We start from the raw sequence: 16,336 nt of genomic DNA on the forward strand, positions 1-16,336 counted from the left end.
GGGCGGAGCACCGCGGCCCGGCCGGGTGCGCCCGTCCCCGGCGCCCCGCCGCGTCCCTAGAATTCGGATATGCCAACCGCATTGATCACAGGGGCGACGGCCGGCATCGGTGCCGCCTTCGCCGACCGCCTGGCCGCCGACGGCTTCTCCCTCGTCCTGGTCGCCCGCGACGGGAAACGCCTGGCCGAGGTCGCCGAGCGGCTGCGGCTGCGCCACGGGGTGGGCACCGAGGCGCTCGTCGCCGACCTGGTGACCGAGGAGGGCCTGGAGGCGGTGGAGCGGCGGCTGCGCGAGGGCGTCGACCTGCTGGTCAACAACGCCGGTTTCGGCCATCCGGGCCACTTCCTCGACGTTCCCGCCGAGCAGGAGGTACGGATGCTCAGGCTGCACTGCGAGGCCGTGCTGCGGCTGACGCTGGCCGTGCTTCCGGGGATGAGGGAACGCGACCGGGGCGCGGTGATAAATGTCGCGTCGGTGGCGGCGTTCTTCAGCAGGGGCTCCTACAGCGCGTCCAAGGCGTGGGTGGTGAACTTCAGCGAGTCCACGGCCGCGGAGATGGCCGGCACCCGGGTACGGGTCATGGCCCTGTGCCCGGGGTTCGTGCGCACCGAGTTCCACGAACGCGCCTCGATCGACACCTCGGGGATCCCGGGCTTCCTCTGGCTGTCGGCGGAGAACGTGGTCCGCGAGGCCATGCGCGACCTGGCCCGCGGCGTGCGGGTGAGCATCCCCGACCTGCGCTACAAGGCGCTCGTCAGGGTCGGCAGGCTGCTCCCGCTGACCCTGATCGGCCAGGTCTCCCGCCGCATCGGCCGCTAGAAGGCGGCCGGGGGACCGGCCGGGAGCGCCCCAGGACCGCCGGGAGGGCGGAGCGGAGCACTCCCGGACCGGGAGGCGGTGAGCGGGCGCGCTCCGCATCGGGGCCGCGGGCCGGGGCGTCAGCCGGTCACCGGAAGGTGGCGGTCGACCGGCCGGGGAACCGGTGCCCGGCCGGGCCCGCGGTCCTGGTGCCCGCGCGGGCCGAACCAGCGGTCGCCGAACCAGCGGTCACCGAACCAGCGGTCACCGAACCAGCGCGGGCCGAAGATCCGATCGACGAACCCTCCCGGGCCATCCCTGCTCTCCTCGACCTCGATCTCCGTACCGCTTCGGTTCCCGCGCCGGCCCTGACGGCCGGGCCCGGCGGCGTCGCCGGGCGGCAGGATGATCTCCCGCCTCTGCGGGGGCTGCCGCGTCCTGGTCGGGCTCACCGTGGGCGTGGGGGTCACCGTGGGAGTGACCGTGGGCGTCACGGTCGGAGTCACCGTCGGGGTCACCGTTGGAGTGACCGTCGGGGTCACGGTCGGCGTGACCGTGACCGTGGGCGTCACCGTGGGAGTGACCGTCGGGGTCACGGTCGGAGTCACCGTGGGTGTGACCGTTGGAGTGACCGTCGGCGTCACCGTGGGAGTGACCGTGGGCGTCACGGTCGGAGTCACCGTCGGTGTGACCGTTGGAGTGACCGTCGGGGTCACGGTCGGAGTCACCGTCGGTGTGACCGTCGGAGTGACCGTCGGGGTCACGGTCGGGGTGACCGTCGGTGTGACCGTGGGCGTCACGGTCGGAGTCACCGTCGGTGTGACCGTTGGAGTGACCGTCGGGGTCACGGTCGGGGTGACCGTGGGAGTGGGGGTCACGTCGCAGACGGCCCGGCTGATGGTGTTCGTGTCGAGGCTGACCTGCCCGTTGCGGGCCAGTACCCGGCCGTCGACGACGGCGCCGGTCGTCACCGTGATCGACGTCAGGGCGAGGATGTTGCCGACGAAGGTGGAGTTGGTCCCCAGCGTCGCCGAGCTGCCCACCTGCCAGAAGACGTTGCACGCCTGCGCCCCGTTGATGAGCTGGACCCTGCTGGCCGACCCGGTGATGAGCGTCGAGGCGACCTGGAAGATGAAGATCGCGTCGGGGTCGCCCTGCGCGTCGAGGGTCAGGGTGCCGGTCAGCCCGAGCGAGGAGGTGGAGGTGTAGACGCCGGACACCAGCGTCCGGCCGACCAGGTCCCCCGAGACGAGGGCGGTCGAGGCCTGCCCGGCCGCGTTGTCGTAGGCGATGGTCAGGTCGTTCTGCGCCTGGAGCGCGACGGCGTCGGCGATGTTCTGGGTCCCGAACACGGTGCCCGGGGGGAAGCCGGTCACCGCGGTGCCCGGGCTCAGGCCCAGGTCTCCGGTGATCACGCTGGGGCCGGTGTTGGTGACGGTGGTCCCGGCCAGCACGGCGAAGGCGTCGGCGGTGCCGAGGTTCACCGGCTCCTGCACGACCCTCGCCCCGGAGTGCGTGGCGACGGCCACGGCGATGACCGGAAGAAGCAGAATTCCGATGAGAAGCCCGAACACTCCCGGCGACCTTCGAGCAAAACCAATGAGAAATACTGTCATTTGCCGGATCTTCTCCCTCAAGGGGCGGCGAACGCGCCTGGACTCATAGGAGCGGTGAAGACATCCGGCCGTATGAAATCTCCCTCGGGTCGAAAGCGCCTGCCGGCACTCTCGACGGCCCGGGAGGTCCGAGAGCCCTACCCCGCGATTCCGCACGCTACCCGGGAATATCGGAAAGCCTCGGCGTGAACCGCTGAAACGGGAAACAAAGATCACTTAATTCTTCATTGAATATCCGGACGACGTCCCGCCGGAAGGGCCGCGGACACGAAAGGGCCCGCGCCACGGGAGGGGGTCGTGGCGCGGGCCCTGTCGGCCTTGCGGGATGTGGTCCGGGACGGGCCGGGTGCGGCCCGTCAGGGGTCAGACGCGGGTGTTGGCCGGGTGACCGATGGCCAGACCCGAGACCGGGTCGAAGAAGTGCAGGTTGTGGGTGTCGACGACCAGCTCGATGTTCTGGCCGGGACGGACGTGGCTGCGGGAGTTGACGCGGGCGGTCCACAGGGACTTGTCGCCCACCAGGGGCAGCGTGGCGTCCTCCTCGCCGTCGTCGGCGGCGGCGGCGACGGTGTCCTGGTGCTGGACCGGCGGGGCGTCGATCAGGAAGAGCACGTTGATCTCGGAGCCGAGCTCCTCGGTGACCTCGGCGCGGACCTGCAGGCGGGTCCAGCCTCCCGGGGTGCCGTTGGCGGCGACCGAGTCCTCGAAGTCGGAGGGGCGGATGCCCAGGATGATCTTCTTGCCGATGTAGTCCTCCAGGCCGCGCTTCTCGGCGAAGGTCTCGGCCGGGACCGGCAGGTTGAAGCCCGCGAAGGAGACGGCCGCGCCGCCGTCACCGCGTACCAGCTCGGCGTTGACGAAGTTCATCGAGGGGGAGCCCATGAAGCCGGCGACGAACAGGTTGACCGGCTTGTCGAACAGGTTCTGCGGGGTGTCGACCTGCTGCAGCAGACCGTCGCGGAGCACGCAGACCCGGTCCCCGAGGGTCATCGCCTCGACCTGGTCGTGGGTGACGTAGACGGTCGTCACGCCCAGGCGCTCGTGCAGGGTGTTCAGGGAGGCGCGCATGGAGACGCGGAGCTTGGCGTCCAGGTTGGACAGCGGCTCGTCCATCAGGAAGGCCTGGGGCTCACGGACGATGGCGCGGCCCATCGCGACACGCTGGCGCTGACCACCGGAGAGGGCGGCTGGCTTGCGCTTGAGGTACTGGTCGAGGCCGAGCATCTTGGCGGCCTCGCCGACCCGCTTGGCGATCTCCGCCTTGGGCATCTTGCGGAGCTTCAGACCGAAGGCGAGGTTCTCCTCGACGGTCATGTGCGGGTAGAGCGCGTAGTTCTGGAAGACCATGGCGATGTCGCGGTCCTTCGGGGGCAGGTGGTTGACCACCCGGTCGCCGATCGCGATCTCACCGCCGCTGATGTCCTCAAGGCCCGCGATCATGCGCAGGGCGGTGGACTTGCCGCAGCCGGACGGGCCGACCAGCACCATGAACTCGCCGTCCTTGATCTCAAGGTCGAGGCCGTTCACGGCTTTGACGCCGCCCGCGTAGATCTTGTCGACTTTGCTGAGAACGATGGATGCCATGGAAGTCCTTAGCGCCTCGGGCCAACCCCGTGTTCACCCGATATTGGATACGTTTTCATGCATCTCATCGGAAACGGACATCGGTGTCAAGAGGTTGCCCGGTTCTGGCCTGTCAGCAGGGCGGTCGTTATGCCTCCGTACTGGATCGTTCGTGAAAAACATGATGGAATCGTTTCCATGAACATGCGTCGCGCGACGATCAGGGACGTCGCCGAGACGGCCGGGGTCGGGGTCGCCACCGTGTCGCGGGTCCTGTCCGGCGGGTCGGCGAGCCCGGAGACCAGGGAGCGGGTGCTGACGGTCGCCGCCCAGCTCGACTACCGGCCCAGCGCGCTCGGCCGCAACCTGCGCCAGCGCCGCTCGGGCGGGATCGGGCTGCTGCTGCCCGACATCACCGACACCTTCTACGGGAGGGTGGCCGACGGGGTGCTCGCCTGCGCGCGCTCGGCGGGCGAGCCGGTGATCCTGGGCACGACCGGCGACGACCCCGAACGCGAGGCCGAGGCGATCGGCGTGCTCCTGGAGCAGGGGGTGGACCGGCTGGTCGCGATCCCCTCGGGGGACGGCGAGAGCTGGGCGCCGACCCTGAGGGCCGGGCTGACCACCGTGTTCGCGCACCGGACCTCGGCGGGGTGCGGGGACATCCCGGCCGTGCTGGCCGACGACCGCGCCGGGGTCAGGACCGCGGTGGACTACCTGACCGGGCTGGGGCACCGGCGCATCGCCTACCTGGGCGGTCCCGGGCAGGCCCAGCGGCTGGCGGTCTTCCGGGAGGTGATGGGCCCGCTCGTCGACGAGGAGCTCATCGTGGTGGCCCGGGGCAGCCGCGACTCCGCCTACGCCGCCGCGGCCGGGCTCTTCCAGCACCGGCCCGACCTGACCGCGGTGCTGGCGGGCGGCAACCTGCTGGGGGAGGCGGCCGTGCTGGCCGCACGGGAGCTGGACCTGCGCCTGCCCAGGGACATGTCGCTGATCATGTTCGACGACGTGCCCTGGGCGGAGCTGTGCTCGCCGTCGCTGACGGTGATCGCCCAGCCGGCCCAGGACATCGGCTACCGCGCCGCAGAGCTGGTGCTCCGCGGCGGCGGCAGGCGCCCGCGCGGCGTGCTGCTGCCGACCGAGCTGATCGTCAGGGGTAGCTGCGCGGCTAGAGGGACTTCTCGATCGCCGCGATGACGGCGGGGTCGCCGGGCTCGACGCCGGGCCTGAAGCGGGCCACCACCTCGCCGTCGGCGGAGACGAGGAACTTCTCGAAGTTCCACTGCACGTCCCCGGCCTCGCCGTCGGCGTCCGGGACCTCGGTGAGCCGGTCGTACAGCGGGTGCCTGCCCTCGCCGTTGACCTCGGTCTTGGCCAGCAGCGGGAAGTCGACGCCGTAGGTGGTGGCGCAGAACTCCTGGATCTCCTCGGCGCTGCCCGGCTCCTGGCCCATGAACTGGTTGCACGGCACGCCGACCACGGTGAGGCCCCGCTCGCCGTAGGTCCGCTGGAGCTCGACGAGCCCGGCGTACTGCGGCGTGAGCCCGCACTTGGAGGCGACGTTCACCACGAGGACGGCCCCGTCCCCGGCCAGCCCGGCCAGGGTGGTGGGGGTGCCGGAAAGAGTCTGTACGGCGATATCACGGATTCCCATGCAGTGCACCCTAATCCCCTTGTCACATTTGAGAGTTATGACGTCCATAAAGTGAAATGTGACTGAAGCCACAGGCGGGACGACACCCGCCTCACCATCGCTTTGATCATTCTCTTACCGATCTCTGACATGGCTCCTGACAGACGCTGTCGGCTGGCCCGCCGCCGGATCGCGAGGCATCGTGGCGCCGTCCCCCGACCTCAAGGCACAAGGGAGTCCCATGTCGACGCTACGCCGTACCGGTGCACTGGTGATCACTTCGGTGCTCGCCCTCGGCACCACCACGGTCGCCCAGGCGTCCTCGGCGAGTACGGGCAACCGGGCGGTCGCCAGGCCGATGGTGTCCGCTCACGGCTGGAACAGCACTCAGTTCGACTGCCTCAGCAGGCTCTGGACCAAGGAGAGCAACTGGAACCACCGCGCCCGCAACCGCTCCTCGGGCGCGTACGGCATCCCGCAGGCGCTTCCCGGTGGGAAGATGGCCAGCGCGGGACGCGACTGGCGCACCAACCCCAGGACGCAGATCAAGTGGGGGCTCGGTTACATCAAGCAGCGCTACGGCTCGCCGTGCCGGGCGTGGTCGCACTCGCTGTCGCGGGGCTGGTACTGATCAGGAGCGAGCACTCCGAAACCCCATGGTGGGCTGATTTTCATGCCGTCTCCGGGCATTGGGGATTCGCCGGTCGTCATCGACCTCTCGCTGAACCACCCGTAAATCCCGAAGATCGGGCAAACACCTTTCCTTCGCGTGTCCCATCCGCCGCTCGGCGCTCTCCGGCGTACTAGAAAGCCGCCTAGAGAGACCGCCGCGGCGTCTCATGCCGGAAACAGGCCGGCGAGACCGCGCGGGCGTTCCCCGTCCGAGCCACGGGCGCCGGATCGTCAGGCGTGCGAGGGCACCGATGCCCTCGCGCGCCCCCGCACGCGGCCCGAGGACAAGGAAACATGTGAACAGCAGCCACCGTGTTCTACGCGGTACCGTCGTCACCGTTCTCGCCGCCTCGGCGATGGTCGGTCCGTCGACGGCGGGACGAGCCGAGAGCGCCACCGAGTCGTCCAGGAAAGGGACGGCGCGGATGGTGCACCGCTTCACCTGGGTGACCCAGGTGAAGCCCACGATGAAGGCGGTCGCCAGGACCGCCAAGAGCAGGAACAAGACGATCGCCTACCGCCTCGTCTCCCGGCGGGCGTGGCCGCACAGGCAGTTCCGCTGCCTGGACAGCCTGTGGACCAGGGAGAGCAACTGGAACCACCGCGCCTACAACCGCTCCTCCGGGGCCTACGGCATCCCGCAGGCGCTGCCCGGCTCGAAGATGGGCGGCAGCGGCGGCGACTGGCGGTACAACCCGATCACCCAGATCCACTGGGGTCTGCGTTACATCAAGAGCCGCTACGGGTCACCGTGCGGCGCGTGGGGTCACTTCCGGTCGAGCAACTGGTACTGACCCGTCCGGAGAGTGTCCAGGGGAAGGGAACACTCTCCCGGCGCCCGGGGCCGTCCGCGGCCCCGGGCGTCACCTCCGCGGGCGCGGCCTCCATTGACGTACGTACAGTGTACGTGACAACCTCGTGGGGGTACGTACGATGTACGTCTCCAGGAGGCCCCCATGTCGACGCACGACCTCTACGCCATCCCCTCCGAGCTGTCCACCTGGGACGTCGAGGCGGCCGGAGCCGCCCGGTTCACCTGGGAGTACGACGAGGGCCGGGACCGCATGCTGAGCCTGTACCAGAAGGGCAAGGACAAGCAGTGGGACTCGGCCAAGCGCATCGACTGGGACCTGGAGGTCGATCCGTACGACGTGCTCGGCGTCCCCGACCGGACGCTGGCGATCTACGGCAGCCCGCTGTGGGAGCGGATGGACGACAGGCAGCGCGCCGACGTGCGGCTGCACAACGCCTCCTGGCAGTTCTCCCAGTTCCTGCACGGTGAGCAGGGCGCGATGATCTGCTCGGCCAGGATCGTGGAGTCGGTCCCCGACCTGGACTCGAAGTTCTACGCGGCCACCCAGACCATGGACGAGGCCCGGCACGCCGAGACCTACGCCCGGTTCCTGCAGGAGAAGGTGGGCCTGGCCTACCCGATCAACCCCCACCTGAAGGCACTGCTCGACAACACGCTGAGCGACTCCCGCTGGGACATGCCCTACCTGGGCATGCAGGTGCTCATCGAGGGTCTCGCGCTGGCCGCCTTCGGCGTGATGCGCGACATCACCACCAAGCCGCTGCCCAAGCAGATCCTCGCCTACGTCATGCAGGACGAGGCCCGGCACGTGGCCTTCGGCCGGATGGCGCTGCGCGACCACTACGCGCAGCTCGACGAGGCCGAGCTGCGCGAGCGCGAGGACTTCGTCATCGAGGGCTGCTACCTGATGCGCGACCGGCTGCGCGGCCGGGAGACCTGGGAGACCCTGGGCCTGAACAAGGCCGAGGTGGCCGAGGCCATGGAGTGCGTCGACCGGTCGGAGTACCTGAGGATCTTCCGCTCGCTGCTGTTCAGCCGGATCGTCCCCTGCGTCAAGGACATCGGGCTGTGGAGCCCGCGCCTGCAGCAGGCCTACGCCGACATGGGCGTGCTGGAGATGGCGGGCCAGGACCTGGACCGGCTGATGCGCCAGGACGAGGACATCGCCGAACGGCTCGACGCCGAGCGGTTCGCGGCCGAGGAGGCCGAGCGCCACGCCGAGGTCGCCGAGACCGTCGCCCTGGGCGGCACCGACGCCCCCCGGCCCTGATCTCCCGCCCCTGACTTCCCGGCCCTGATCCCCCGCCGCCTCCCGGCCCGTCGCGCGGCCCGTGCTCCCGCCCGTCTCACGGCAGGTCGAGGGCGCTCAGGCCGAGCAGGAACGTCTGCCGGTCACGGGTGGTCAGGGTCTCGTACGGCCGCGCGGCGCGGCGGTTGGTGTCGGCCTCGATCCGGTCCCGGACCGGCCCCGGGGGCAGGGAGACGATCTCGGCGGCGGTCAGGCCCGCCCGCGCCCAGGCTCCGGCGTGCGCGTCGGCGCGGTGGTAGCGCAGGGCCGCCAGCCGGTTGAAGAGCAGCACGCCCGGCGGGGTGCCCGCGGGCTCGTACGGCGGCGAGACCTGGGTGAAGGCGGCCCCGCCGGTCGCCGCGCCCGCCCGCAGGAGCCGTCCGGCGACGGCGGCCAGCTCGGGCAGCCGGTCGGCCTGGGCGGCCCACAGCCCGCCGAGCACCGTCGCGTGCACCTCGTACAGGGAGGCGATGAAGGCCCGCGCGGCCGGGGTCGCGCGCAGGACGCCCCCCTCCGCGGGAGCGCCGGCGGGGGCGGTGTCCTCGACCAGGGTGCCCTGGACGAGGTGGACGTCGATCTCGGACCGCCGCAGGGGGTTGTAGCGGTAGACGGCGGCCACCCCCTCGGGGGTGAGCGGCCTGACCGGAAGCACGAAGCGGAGATCGACCAGCAGGTCGGCCTGCAGCCCCCAGCGCTCGGTGAGCTCCCGGCAGGGTGGCCTGCTCGCGATGTGGACCCCGAGGTTGACCGCGTCGATCAGCGGGCCGATCGACGCCGCGTAGCCGGGCAGATCATCGAAGCGGGACATGCTCCGCTATCTTGCCGCATTTTTTACCGCCCGACCCCCGCGAGCACGGAGGCGACGGCCCCGGCGGTGACGGCGACGGTGCCGATCCAGGCGATGAGGACGTCGGCGCGGTCGTCGAGGGGGCGCCCCCGGCGGAGGGCCTCCTGGGCGCGCCGGTAGCGGATGCCGGTCTGGGTCAGCAGCAGGAAGGCGCAGAACACGGCGGGGACGAACAGCAGGGCGATCCCGGCGGGGGCACCGGCGCGCAGGGCCACCCCGGCGCCGCCCAGGGCACCGGCCGCCAGCACGGTGGCGGTACGGACCCAGGCGAGCCTGGTCCGCTCACCCTGCAGGCCACCGTCCCCGACGCCACCGTGCCCCGTGCCGTCACCTCCGGGGCCGTCACCTCCGGGGCCGTCGTCCCGGGGAGCGACGTCCTGGAAGCCGCCGTCCCCGGACCCGCCTCCGTCCCGGGAGCCGCTCATCGGGAGCCGTTCATCGGGAGAGCAGGATGAGGATCAGGGCCAGCACGGCGACGGCCGCCACCCCGTACCCGAACAGCGGGGCCAGGGCCGGGGGCGGGAGCGGCGCGGAACTGCGCAGGGCCCGCTCGACGCTGCGCCAGCGGGGATAGGCCATCGCGGCGGCCAGGGCGGACAGCGACACCAGGACCACCGCGAGCAGGGTGCGCATCCACGGGATGAAGACGTCGGCCGAGACCGCGGCCATGGCGACGCCGCCCGCGCTGAGCGCGAGCGACGTACTCAACCAGGTCAGATAGGTGCGTTCGTTGGCGAGAGTGAACCGGGGATCCGGTTCGTTGTCCGGAGCGTCCATGGGAACGACGCTATTTCAGCGCTATTCCCCTAGGAGAATGCGGGTTGGGAACAGGCCGCCGTCACCCGCAGGCGTTGGTCAGCTGCTGGACCCAGCCCACCGAGTCGGTCGCCACCTTCTGGGCGGCGTCGACGGCGCTGTTGGCGTCGGTGACGTTGAAACCCTGCAGGGTGTTGGACACACCGTCGGCGGCCTCCTTCAGGGAGGTGTTGGAGGCCTTGTCGGCGAGATCACCCAGCTTGGCGCCCCCGTCGTTCAGCGCCTTCTCCATGCCCGCGGGGTCGTTGAGCAGGCCGGACACCTTGGAGGCGGTCTCGGTGACGATACCCGCGGCCTGCACGCACTGCTGCGCCTTGTCGATGCCCTGGCTCACCTGCTGGATCTCGGAGCAGCCCGTGACCAGCAGGGCGGCGGCCACCGCTGAGGCGGCGAGGACGGGAATTCGTCGCGGAAGGGGTCGCATGTCCCGACCCTACCCAACGCGCCCGCGCGGCAGGCGCGGTCGTACCGGCTCGTTACCGAAGGAGGCCGCAGGCCGGAACGCGGAGAGGCACACCGACCCGAACATGGTTCGGGTCGTACGATCCTGAGTATTCACACAAGGGGGGAACCATGGAGCTCTGTCAGCATCTCACCCGGGCCCGGACCGAGGACCCGCCGGCGCGCACGCCGCAGGGGTGTGAGGAGTGCCTGGCGATCGGAGCGCGCTGGGTCCATCTGCGCAGGTGCCTGTCCTGCGGCCACATCGGCTGCTGTGACTCGTCGCCCAACCGGCACGCCACCGGCCACGCCACCGGGATCGGCCACCCGGTCATCGCCTCGTTCGAACCGGGCGAGAACTGGCGCTGGTGCTACGTGGACAACGTGATGGGCTGAGACGCGTCCACCGATGATCTCGGCCCTGCCGCTCCGGCTCCGATGCACCGGGGCGCCGGACACGCCGTGTCGCACGACTGCGCGATGCCCGTCTCGTCGTGGAGGCGCGACGCCTTGACCGACGGCCGGGTCATGGCCGGGAACGTGCCGATCGGCACCGGCCGGGTCGTCACCGGCCCCTCACCCTCGCCTCTCACCCCCGGGGGAGGGCCGGTCCGAAGACCGGACCTGCTCCTCCGCCTCCGTGCGGGCCGCGTGACCTGCGGTCATCCCGTGGACCGGCGCGCCCGCCTTGCTTCGCGGTCGATCGCCCAGGCGTCCGCCACCGGGCCCAGGTGCCCCAGCTTGTCGGGGTTGATCACCGAGCGGATCGTCTGGATCCTCCCGCCGAGCACATCGAGCGCCAGGATGTGGAGCACTCTGCCGTCCCGGTCGCGGAAGATCGCACCCGGCTGGCCGTTGATCTCGTGCGGCTCGAACGTCACGTCGATCCGGGCCACCCGGGGGAAGAAGGAGGCGAGCAGCCGGGCCACGTTCTCGGCGCCGAAGACGGTCCTGGCCAGCTGGGGGGCCTTGCCGCCGCCGTCGCCGACCACCGACACGTCGGCGGCGAGCAGTTCCCGCAGGCCGGCGACGTCGCCTTCGCGAAGGGCGGCGAAGAACCGTGAGGCCAGCTCCTCCCGCTCCTCGCGGGCCGCTTCGAAGCGGGGCCGGCCGGTCTGCATGTGCCGCCGTGCCCGCACCAGCAGCTGCCGGCACGCGGCCTCCGAGCGTCCCACCGCCGACGCGACCTCGTCGAACCCGAAGCCGAACACCTCCCGCAGCACGAACACCGCCCGTTCCAGCGGGCTGAGCCGTTCCAGCAGCAGCAACGCCGCCATCGACACCGAGTCGGCCAGCTCCGCCGACCGCGCCGGATCCTGGTACGGATCGCTCAACAGCGGCTCGGGCAACCACGGGCCCGCGTACTCCTCGCGCCGCGCGCGGGCGGAGCGCAGCACGTCGATCGAGATCCGTGTCACCACGGCCGACAGAAGGGCCTTGGTCGACGTGGGCGGGGTCGTCAGGGCGTCGAAGCGCAGCCACGTCTCCTGTACGGCGTCCTCGGCCTCCCCCACGCTGCCCAGGATCCGGTAGGAGATCGAGAACAGCAGCGGTCGCAGTTCCTCGAACTCCTCGGCCTTGTTCACTCCGGCCTCCCTCCCCTGTCCCCCGTCCGTACCGTCCGGCGCGGGAGTCTTCCGGTGATCATTCGCGGTGCCGGTACGGCAGGGCGACGCCCCCGGCGCGGGGCCCGGAGCCCGCGGGCCCCGAGCCGGTCGCCGGTGCCGTTCAGTGGAACTGCCCGGGCACGTGGTCACCGGCCGGCTGCCGGGCGATGATGTTCAGCCGGTTCGCGGTGTTCATGAAGGAGACCAGGATCACCAGGGCGGCGAGCTGTCCCTCGTCGTAGTGTTCGGCGGCGCGGGCCCAGGTGTCGTCGCCGACCCCGTCGGCCGCGTCCGCGACCCGGGTCCCCTCCTCCGCCAGCCTCAGTGCGGCGCGCTCGGCCTCGGTGAAGACGGTGGCCTCCCGCCATGCCGCGACCAGGTTCAGCCGCACCGGGCTCTCACCGGCGGCGGTGGCCTCCTTGGTGTGCATGTCGATGCAGACGGCGCAGCCGTTGATCTGGCTCACGCGGAGCGCCACCAGTTCCTGCGTGGCGGCCGGCAGCGGGGACTCCTTGAGTGCCCTGCCCGCCGACATGAAGTGCTTGAGGATCTTGCCGGCGGCGGGGTCGGCGAAGTAGTTCAGTCGAGCGTCCACGTCGTGCTCCTGCGCGGTCGGTGATGGCTACACCTCCTGAGACGAGGTAGCCCGACCCCCAGTGACACGGACGGATGTGACCTGTGTCTCCCGGCCGCCGACCGCGACCGGGCTCAGTCACGCTCCAGCGTGGCCTCCTCGAAGTCGATCTCGTGGAGGACCCGGCGGAGCACCTCGTCGTCGACGCGCCGCTCGTCGCGGAGGCGGATGAAGACCTCGCGCTCGACCGCCAGCATCTCCCTGCGGAGCCGGCGGTAGACGGTGCTGGGCGTCTCCTCGCCCTCCGGGCCGGTCCCGCCGCCCAGCCGCTCCCACGCGGTGAGGGCGCGGCGCTCGGTGCGCGACCTGAGCTGGTCGACCACCTCCCGGTGGACGTCGTCGACCCCGTCGGCCACCAGCTCCTCCAGCCGGGCCAGCGACGCCGAGGCCGCGGCCTGCTGGGCGGCGGCCTCGGACAGGTTGTCGGCGTAGGTCTCCTGCTCGTTGGAGACCCTGAGCCTGCGGATCAGCGCCGGGAACGTCAGGCCCTGGAGGAGCAGGGTGCCGATCACCACCGCGAAGGTGAGGAAGAGCAGCAGGTCGCGTCCCTCGAAGTCCTCCGGGATGGCGAAGGCCGCGGCCAGGGAGACCACGCCGCGCATGCCGGCCCAGCTCACGATGGCCGTGTACTGCCACGACGGCGCGTGGGTCTCGCGGCTGCGGACCTTCTTGGACAGCATCCTGGGCAGGTAGAGGCTGGGCACCACCCAGACCGCCCGGGAGATCACCACCGCGGCGAAGACGGCCAGGGCCATCCCGGTGAGCCTCCACCGGTCGCTCCACTCCAGCTCCCTGACGATCGGCCACAGCTGCAGGCCGATCAGCGCGAAGACGATCGTCTCCAGGAAGAAGCCGAGCACCCGCCAGATCGCGTCGGACAGCAGCCGGGTGCCGAAGCCCGCCCTGGGCATCCGGTGCCCGATGTAGAGGCCGACGATCACGACGACGACCACCCCGGAGACGTGCACGCTCTCGGCCGCCAGGTAGACGGCGAACGGGGCCAGCAGCATCACCGTGTTCTCGATGAGCGCCTCGCGCAGCCGCAGCAGCACCCAGGTCAGCATCCAGGCGAGCGCCAGCCCCATGACCACGCCGCCCACCGCGGCCCTGACGAAGTCGACGGTGACGTCCAGCCAGGTCAGGCCCTGCCCCAGCGCGGCGGCGATGGCCACCCGGTAGGCGGTCAGCGCGGTGGCGTCGTTGAACAGGCTCTCCCCCACCAGGATGGTGACCACCTTGCGCGGCAGCCCGAGCCTGCGGGCCACGGCGACGGCGGCGACCGCGTCCGGCGGGGCCACGATGGCGCCCAGCGCGAACGCGGCGGCGAGCGGCAGCTCGGGCAGGAGCAGGTGGGCGACCCCTCCGACGACCAGCGTGGTGAACAGCACCAGGCCGATCGAGAGCAGCGCGACCGGCCTGCGGAGATCCTTGAGCCTGAGGTAGGAGCTCTCGATCGCCGCCGCGTAGAGCAGCGGCGGCAGGAAGACCAGCAGGACGAGTTCGGGGTCGAGCTCGTACTCGGGGAACAGCGGTGACAGCACCAGGCCCGCGAACACCAGCAGCAGCGGCGCCGGCCATCCCCTGCGCCTGGCCACCGCGGCCACGGCGATCCCGACGACCGACACGGCCAGCATCTGCAGCACCGTCGACTGGTCCACGCCACCCCGCCCGATAGAGATCGATCAGCCCGCCCGCCCGGTGCCTCCGGGGAGCCGCCCTCGAGGGCGGGACGCCGTCAGGCGCCGGGGTCCGCATCCGGCGAACGGGTCACCGTATCTCCTCGGGGGCCGCGCTGGCGAACGGGCGCGACGGGGCCGCATCGGAACGTGAGCCGGGCCACACCGGCGGGGTCATCGGCGGACGGTCACCAGTCGCGGCGCTCGCCACGGCGCCTGCCCTCGTGGCGCCCGTCCTCGTAGCGGGGCTCCTCCCGCTGCTCCTCGTAGCGCCGTTCGTCGTGACGCTGCTCGGGGCGGAGACGCTCGCCGGTGGAGTGCGGCGGCTCCTGCACGTAGGGGCGCGGCAGCCGCTGGTCCGGCGCGGAGCGGCCGAACAGGCCCAGCGGGTCGGACGGGTCGACGTCCTCCTGCGGGTAGGCGGGCGGGGTGTAAAGGTCGCGCAGGTCGGCCGGGTGACCGGCCGGGTGCGGCTGCTGGGCGCCCGGCGCGTAGGGGTCGGGCTGCGCGGCGGCCGGGTAGCCGTAGGGTGCCGCCTGCCCGGCCCCCTGGGCGGCCTGCTGCGCGGCGAACCCGAAGGGGTCGGTCGAGGTCTGCTGTGCCTGCGCGTAGGGGTCGGGCTCGGCCGGGCGGGCGTGGCCGGGGAGACGGTCGGCGGGCGGCGCGAAGGGGTCCACGGGCTTCTGCCGCTCGGCCGGGGGCGCGAAGGGGTCCACCGGGTGCGGCTGCGGTGGCACCTCGTACGCGCCGGACCGCGGGGCGCCGTAGGGGGCGGGCTGCGCGGCGCCGCCGGGATAGGCGTCCTGCGGGACCGGGCCGCCGTAGGGGCCCGGCTGCTGGGCGGGCGCGCCGTAGAAGTCGGCCTGCGGGACCGGGCCGGGGTAGCCGTCCGGCTGCGAGCCCCCGTAGGGGGCGGGCTGCGCGGGGCCGCCCGGTTGCGGGCTCCCGTACGGGGCGGGCTGCTGCGCGCCACCGGGGTAGGCGTCCTGGGGGCCGCCGTAGGGGCCGGGGCGCTGGGCGGGCGGGTAGAGGTCGCCGGGCATCTGGTAGCCGGCCTCTCCGGGCCCGGGGTCCGTGCCGAGCGGCTCGGCGGGCTGGGGCTGCCCGTAGGGCAGCGCGTCGTTCACGATGAGGTTCTCGCGGGGCACCGCGTCGGCCGGGCCGTACCCGGGCTGGGCGCGGTCGGAGGATCGATCCAAGGCGGGCACCGCGCCCCGCGCGACGAGCACGTCGTTCGGCCCGAGTGCCGGGGCCGGGCGGGACGCGCTCGGGTCGGTGGTGTGACCGATCGGGTCGACGTACTGCTGCTGCGGCTGGGCGTAGTCCTCGGGCCGCGGCCGGGCGTACTGGCCGGTGCCCGGGTACTCGCCGTAGACCTGCTGCTCGCCGTGGTGCGGCTGCTCGGCCGGGACGGGCTCGTCCACCTCGTCGGGGTACTGTCCACCGGCCTCGACGAAGCCCTCGTCGAGGGTGTCGACCAGGCGTCCCACGTCGTTCATGGGCATGCGGAAACTCGCGGTGCACATCTCACCGCGCCAAAGGCTCAGCACCAGGGTGCCTTCGTGCCAGGTGACCCGGAGCACGCGCTCCTGGCCACGCTCGTCAAAGAACACCTCGCCGAACGACGGCAACGGCACAACTTCCGACATGGAGGACATAGTGCTTTAACCAGCCTTTATTCGTCCACTCGACCTCGGGAAACCCTACCGAACCGGCCTTTCCATCCCCATCTTCCGCCCCAGGGACACCAGAACGATAGATCTTCCGTGACCTTGCGGGGCTCGACGAGCCGGGTGATCCAGCCAGTTTGCCACGTGACGTGAACCTCGGCTTCCTGAATACCGCCATGCGTCCGTACGGCGAACTCCTCCGGAACCGCCGAAGCCCCCGGAGCCGCCGCGATCGTCGGAGTGAACGGGTACGGTTGGCTG

At 71.5% G+C, this 16,336-nt stretch carries 16 protein-coding genes and 1 pseudogene; 6 read left to right on the forward strand and 11 right to left on the reverse strand.

The genetic code is table 11. From position 1 onward, the window contains the following. Positions 1–69: 69 nt before the first annotated feature. Positions 70–819, forward strand: a complete 750-nt coding sequence (locus ACZ6RT_RS23470; protein ID WP_470156102.1) for an SDR family NAD(P)-dependent oxidoreductase — start codon at positions 70–72, stop codon at positions 817–819. Positions 820–938: 119 nt separating this feature from the next. Here ACZ6RT_RS23470 and ACZ6RT_RS23475 read toward each other — a convergent pair whose 3' ends face one another. Both ACZ6RT_RS23475 and ACZ6RT_RS23480 read right to left on the reverse strand, forming a co-directional pair. After that, positions 939–2,372, reverse strand: coding sequence for an ice-binding family protein (locus ACZ6RT_RS23475; RefSeq protein WP_470156104.1), 1,434 nt, complete (start codon positions 2,370–2,372; stop codon positions 939–941). Between the two features lie 405 nt (positions 2,373–2,777). Next, positions 2,778–3,998, reverse strand: a complete 1,221-nt coding sequence (locus tag ACZ6RT_RS23480) for an ABC transporter ATP-binding protein (protein ID WP_399193123.1) — start codon at positions 3,996–3,998, stop codon at positions 2,778–2,780. 177 nt (positions 3,999–4,175) lie between these two features. Between ACZ6RT_RS23480 and ACZ6RT_RS23485 the strand changes: the two genes are divergently transcribed. After that, positions 4,176–5,174 carry a LacI family DNA-binding transcriptional regulator gene (locus ACZ6RT_RS23485; protein WP_399193125.1) on the forward strand — a complete coding sequence of 333 codons (999 nt, stop codon included), beginning with the start codon at positions 4,176–4,178 and terminating at the stop codon, positions 5,172–5,174. On the opposite strand, the gene ACZ6RT_RS23490 is transcribed toward ACZ6RT_RS23485, so the two are convergent. Continuing rightward, positions 5,146–5,631, reverse strand: a complete 486-nt coding sequence (locus tag ACZ6RT_RS23490; RefSeq protein ID WP_399193127.1) for a glutathione peroxidase — start codon at positions 5,629–5,631, stop codon at positions 5,146–5,148. The two genes, ACZ6RT_RS23485 and ACZ6RT_RS23490, sit on opposite strands and share 29 nt — an antisense overlap. A 319-nt stretch (positions 5,632–5,950) precedes the next feature. Between ACZ6RT_RS23490 and ACZ6RT_RS23495 the strand changes: the two are divergent. From ACZ6RT_RS23495 to ACZ6RT_RS23505, 3 genes and pseudogenes are all read left to right on the forward strand, one after another. After that, positions 5,951–6,241: pseudogene (locus ACZ6RT_RS23495) on the forward strand (aggregation-promoting factor C-terminal-like domain-containing protein); the annotation flags it as partial. Between the two features lie 337 nt (positions 6,242–6,578). Further along, entirely contained in the window at positions 6,579–7,076 is a 498-nt protein-coding gene (locus ACZ6RT_RS23500) for an aggregation-promoting factor C-terminal-like domain-containing protein (RefSeq protein WP_399193129.1), read from the forward strand. A 162-nt stretch (positions 7,077–7,238) separates the two neighbouring features. After that, positions 7,239–8,366: a ferritin-like domain-containing protein gene (locus ACZ6RT_RS23505; protein ID WP_470156107.1), complete on the forward strand. Its 1,128-nt coding sequence runs from the start codon at positions 7,239–7,241 to the stop codon at positions 8,364–8,366. A 76-nt stretch (positions 8,367–8,442) separates the two neighbouring features. Here ACZ6RT_RS23505 and ACZ6RT_RS23510 read toward each other — a convergent pair whose 3' ends face one another. The 4 genes from ACZ6RT_RS23510 to ACZ6RT_RS23525 form a co-directional block, all read right to left on the reverse strand. Further along, positions 8,443–9,192 (reverse strand): hypothetical protein, encoded by a 750-nt coding sequence (locus ACZ6RT_RS23510; protein ID WP_399193133.1) that lies wholly within the window; start codon positions 9,190–9,192, stop codon positions 8,443–8,445. 23 nt (positions 9,193–9,215) lie between these two features. Beyond that, positions 9,216–9,656, reverse strand: a complete 441-nt coding sequence (locus tag ACZ6RT_RS23515; protein WP_470156109.1) for a DUF202 domain-containing protein — start codon at positions 9,654–9,656, stop codon at positions 9,216–9,218. Positions 9,657–9,666: 10 nt separating this feature from the next. Next, on the reverse strand, positions 9,667–10,008 hold the full coding sequence (locus tag ACZ6RT_RS23520) for a YidH family protein (RefSeq protein WP_344900739.1): 342 nt from the start codon (positions 10,006–10,008) through the stop codon (positions 9,667–9,669). Positions 10,009–10,069: 61 nt separating this feature from the next. Further along, entirely contained in the window at positions 10,070–10,471 is a 402-nt protein-coding gene (locus ACZ6RT_RS23525) for a hypothetical protein (protein WP_399193137.1), read from the reverse strand. Between the two features lie 149 nt (positions 10,472–10,620). On the opposite strand from ACZ6RT_RS23525, the gene ACZ6RT_RS23530 reads away from it, so the two are divergent. Next, positions 10,621–10,884 carry a UBP-type zinc finger domain-containing protein gene (locus ACZ6RT_RS23530; RefSeq protein WP_399193139.1) on the forward strand — a complete coding sequence of 88 codons (264 nt, stop codon included), beginning with the start codon at positions 10,621–10,623 and terminating at the stop codon, positions 10,882–10,884. A 266-nt stretch (positions 10,885–11,150) separates the two neighbouring features. Here ACZ6RT_RS23530 and ACZ6RT_RS23535 read toward each other — a convergent pair whose 3' ends face one another. The 4 genes from ACZ6RT_RS23535 to ACZ6RT_RS23550 form a co-directional block, all read right to left on the reverse strand. Continuing rightward, positions 11,151–12,074 carry an RNA polymerase sigma-70 factor gene (locus ACZ6RT_RS23535; RefSeq protein ID WP_470156112.1) on the reverse strand — a complete coding sequence of 308 codons (924 nt, stop codon included), beginning with the start codon at positions 12,072–12,074 and terminating at the stop codon, positions 11,151–11,153. Positions 12,075–12,216: 142 nt separating this feature from the next. After that, positions 12,217–12,690, reverse strand: coding sequence for a carboxymuconolactone decarboxylase family protein (locus ACZ6RT_RS23540; RefSeq protein WP_399193144.1), 474 nt, complete (start codon positions 12,688–12,690; stop codon positions 12,217–12,219). Between the two features lie 113 nt (positions 12,691–12,803). Further along, positions 12,804–14,387: a Na+/H+ antiporter gene (locus tag ACZ6RT_RS23545; protein ID WP_399193146.1), complete on the reverse strand. Its 1,584-nt coding sequence runs from the start codon at positions 14,385–14,387 to the stop codon at positions 12,804–12,806. Positions 14,388–14,593: 206 nt separating this feature from the next. After that, on the reverse strand, positions 14,594–16,054 hold the full coding sequence (locus ACZ6RT_RS23550) for a hypothetical protein (RefSeq protein WP_470156114.1): 1,461 nt from the start codon (positions 16,052–16,054) through the stop codon (positions 14,594–14,596). Positions 16,055–16,336: the final 282 nt, after the last annotated feature.

It is taken from the genome of Streptosporangium sp. NPDC050148 (assembly GCF_055586505.1).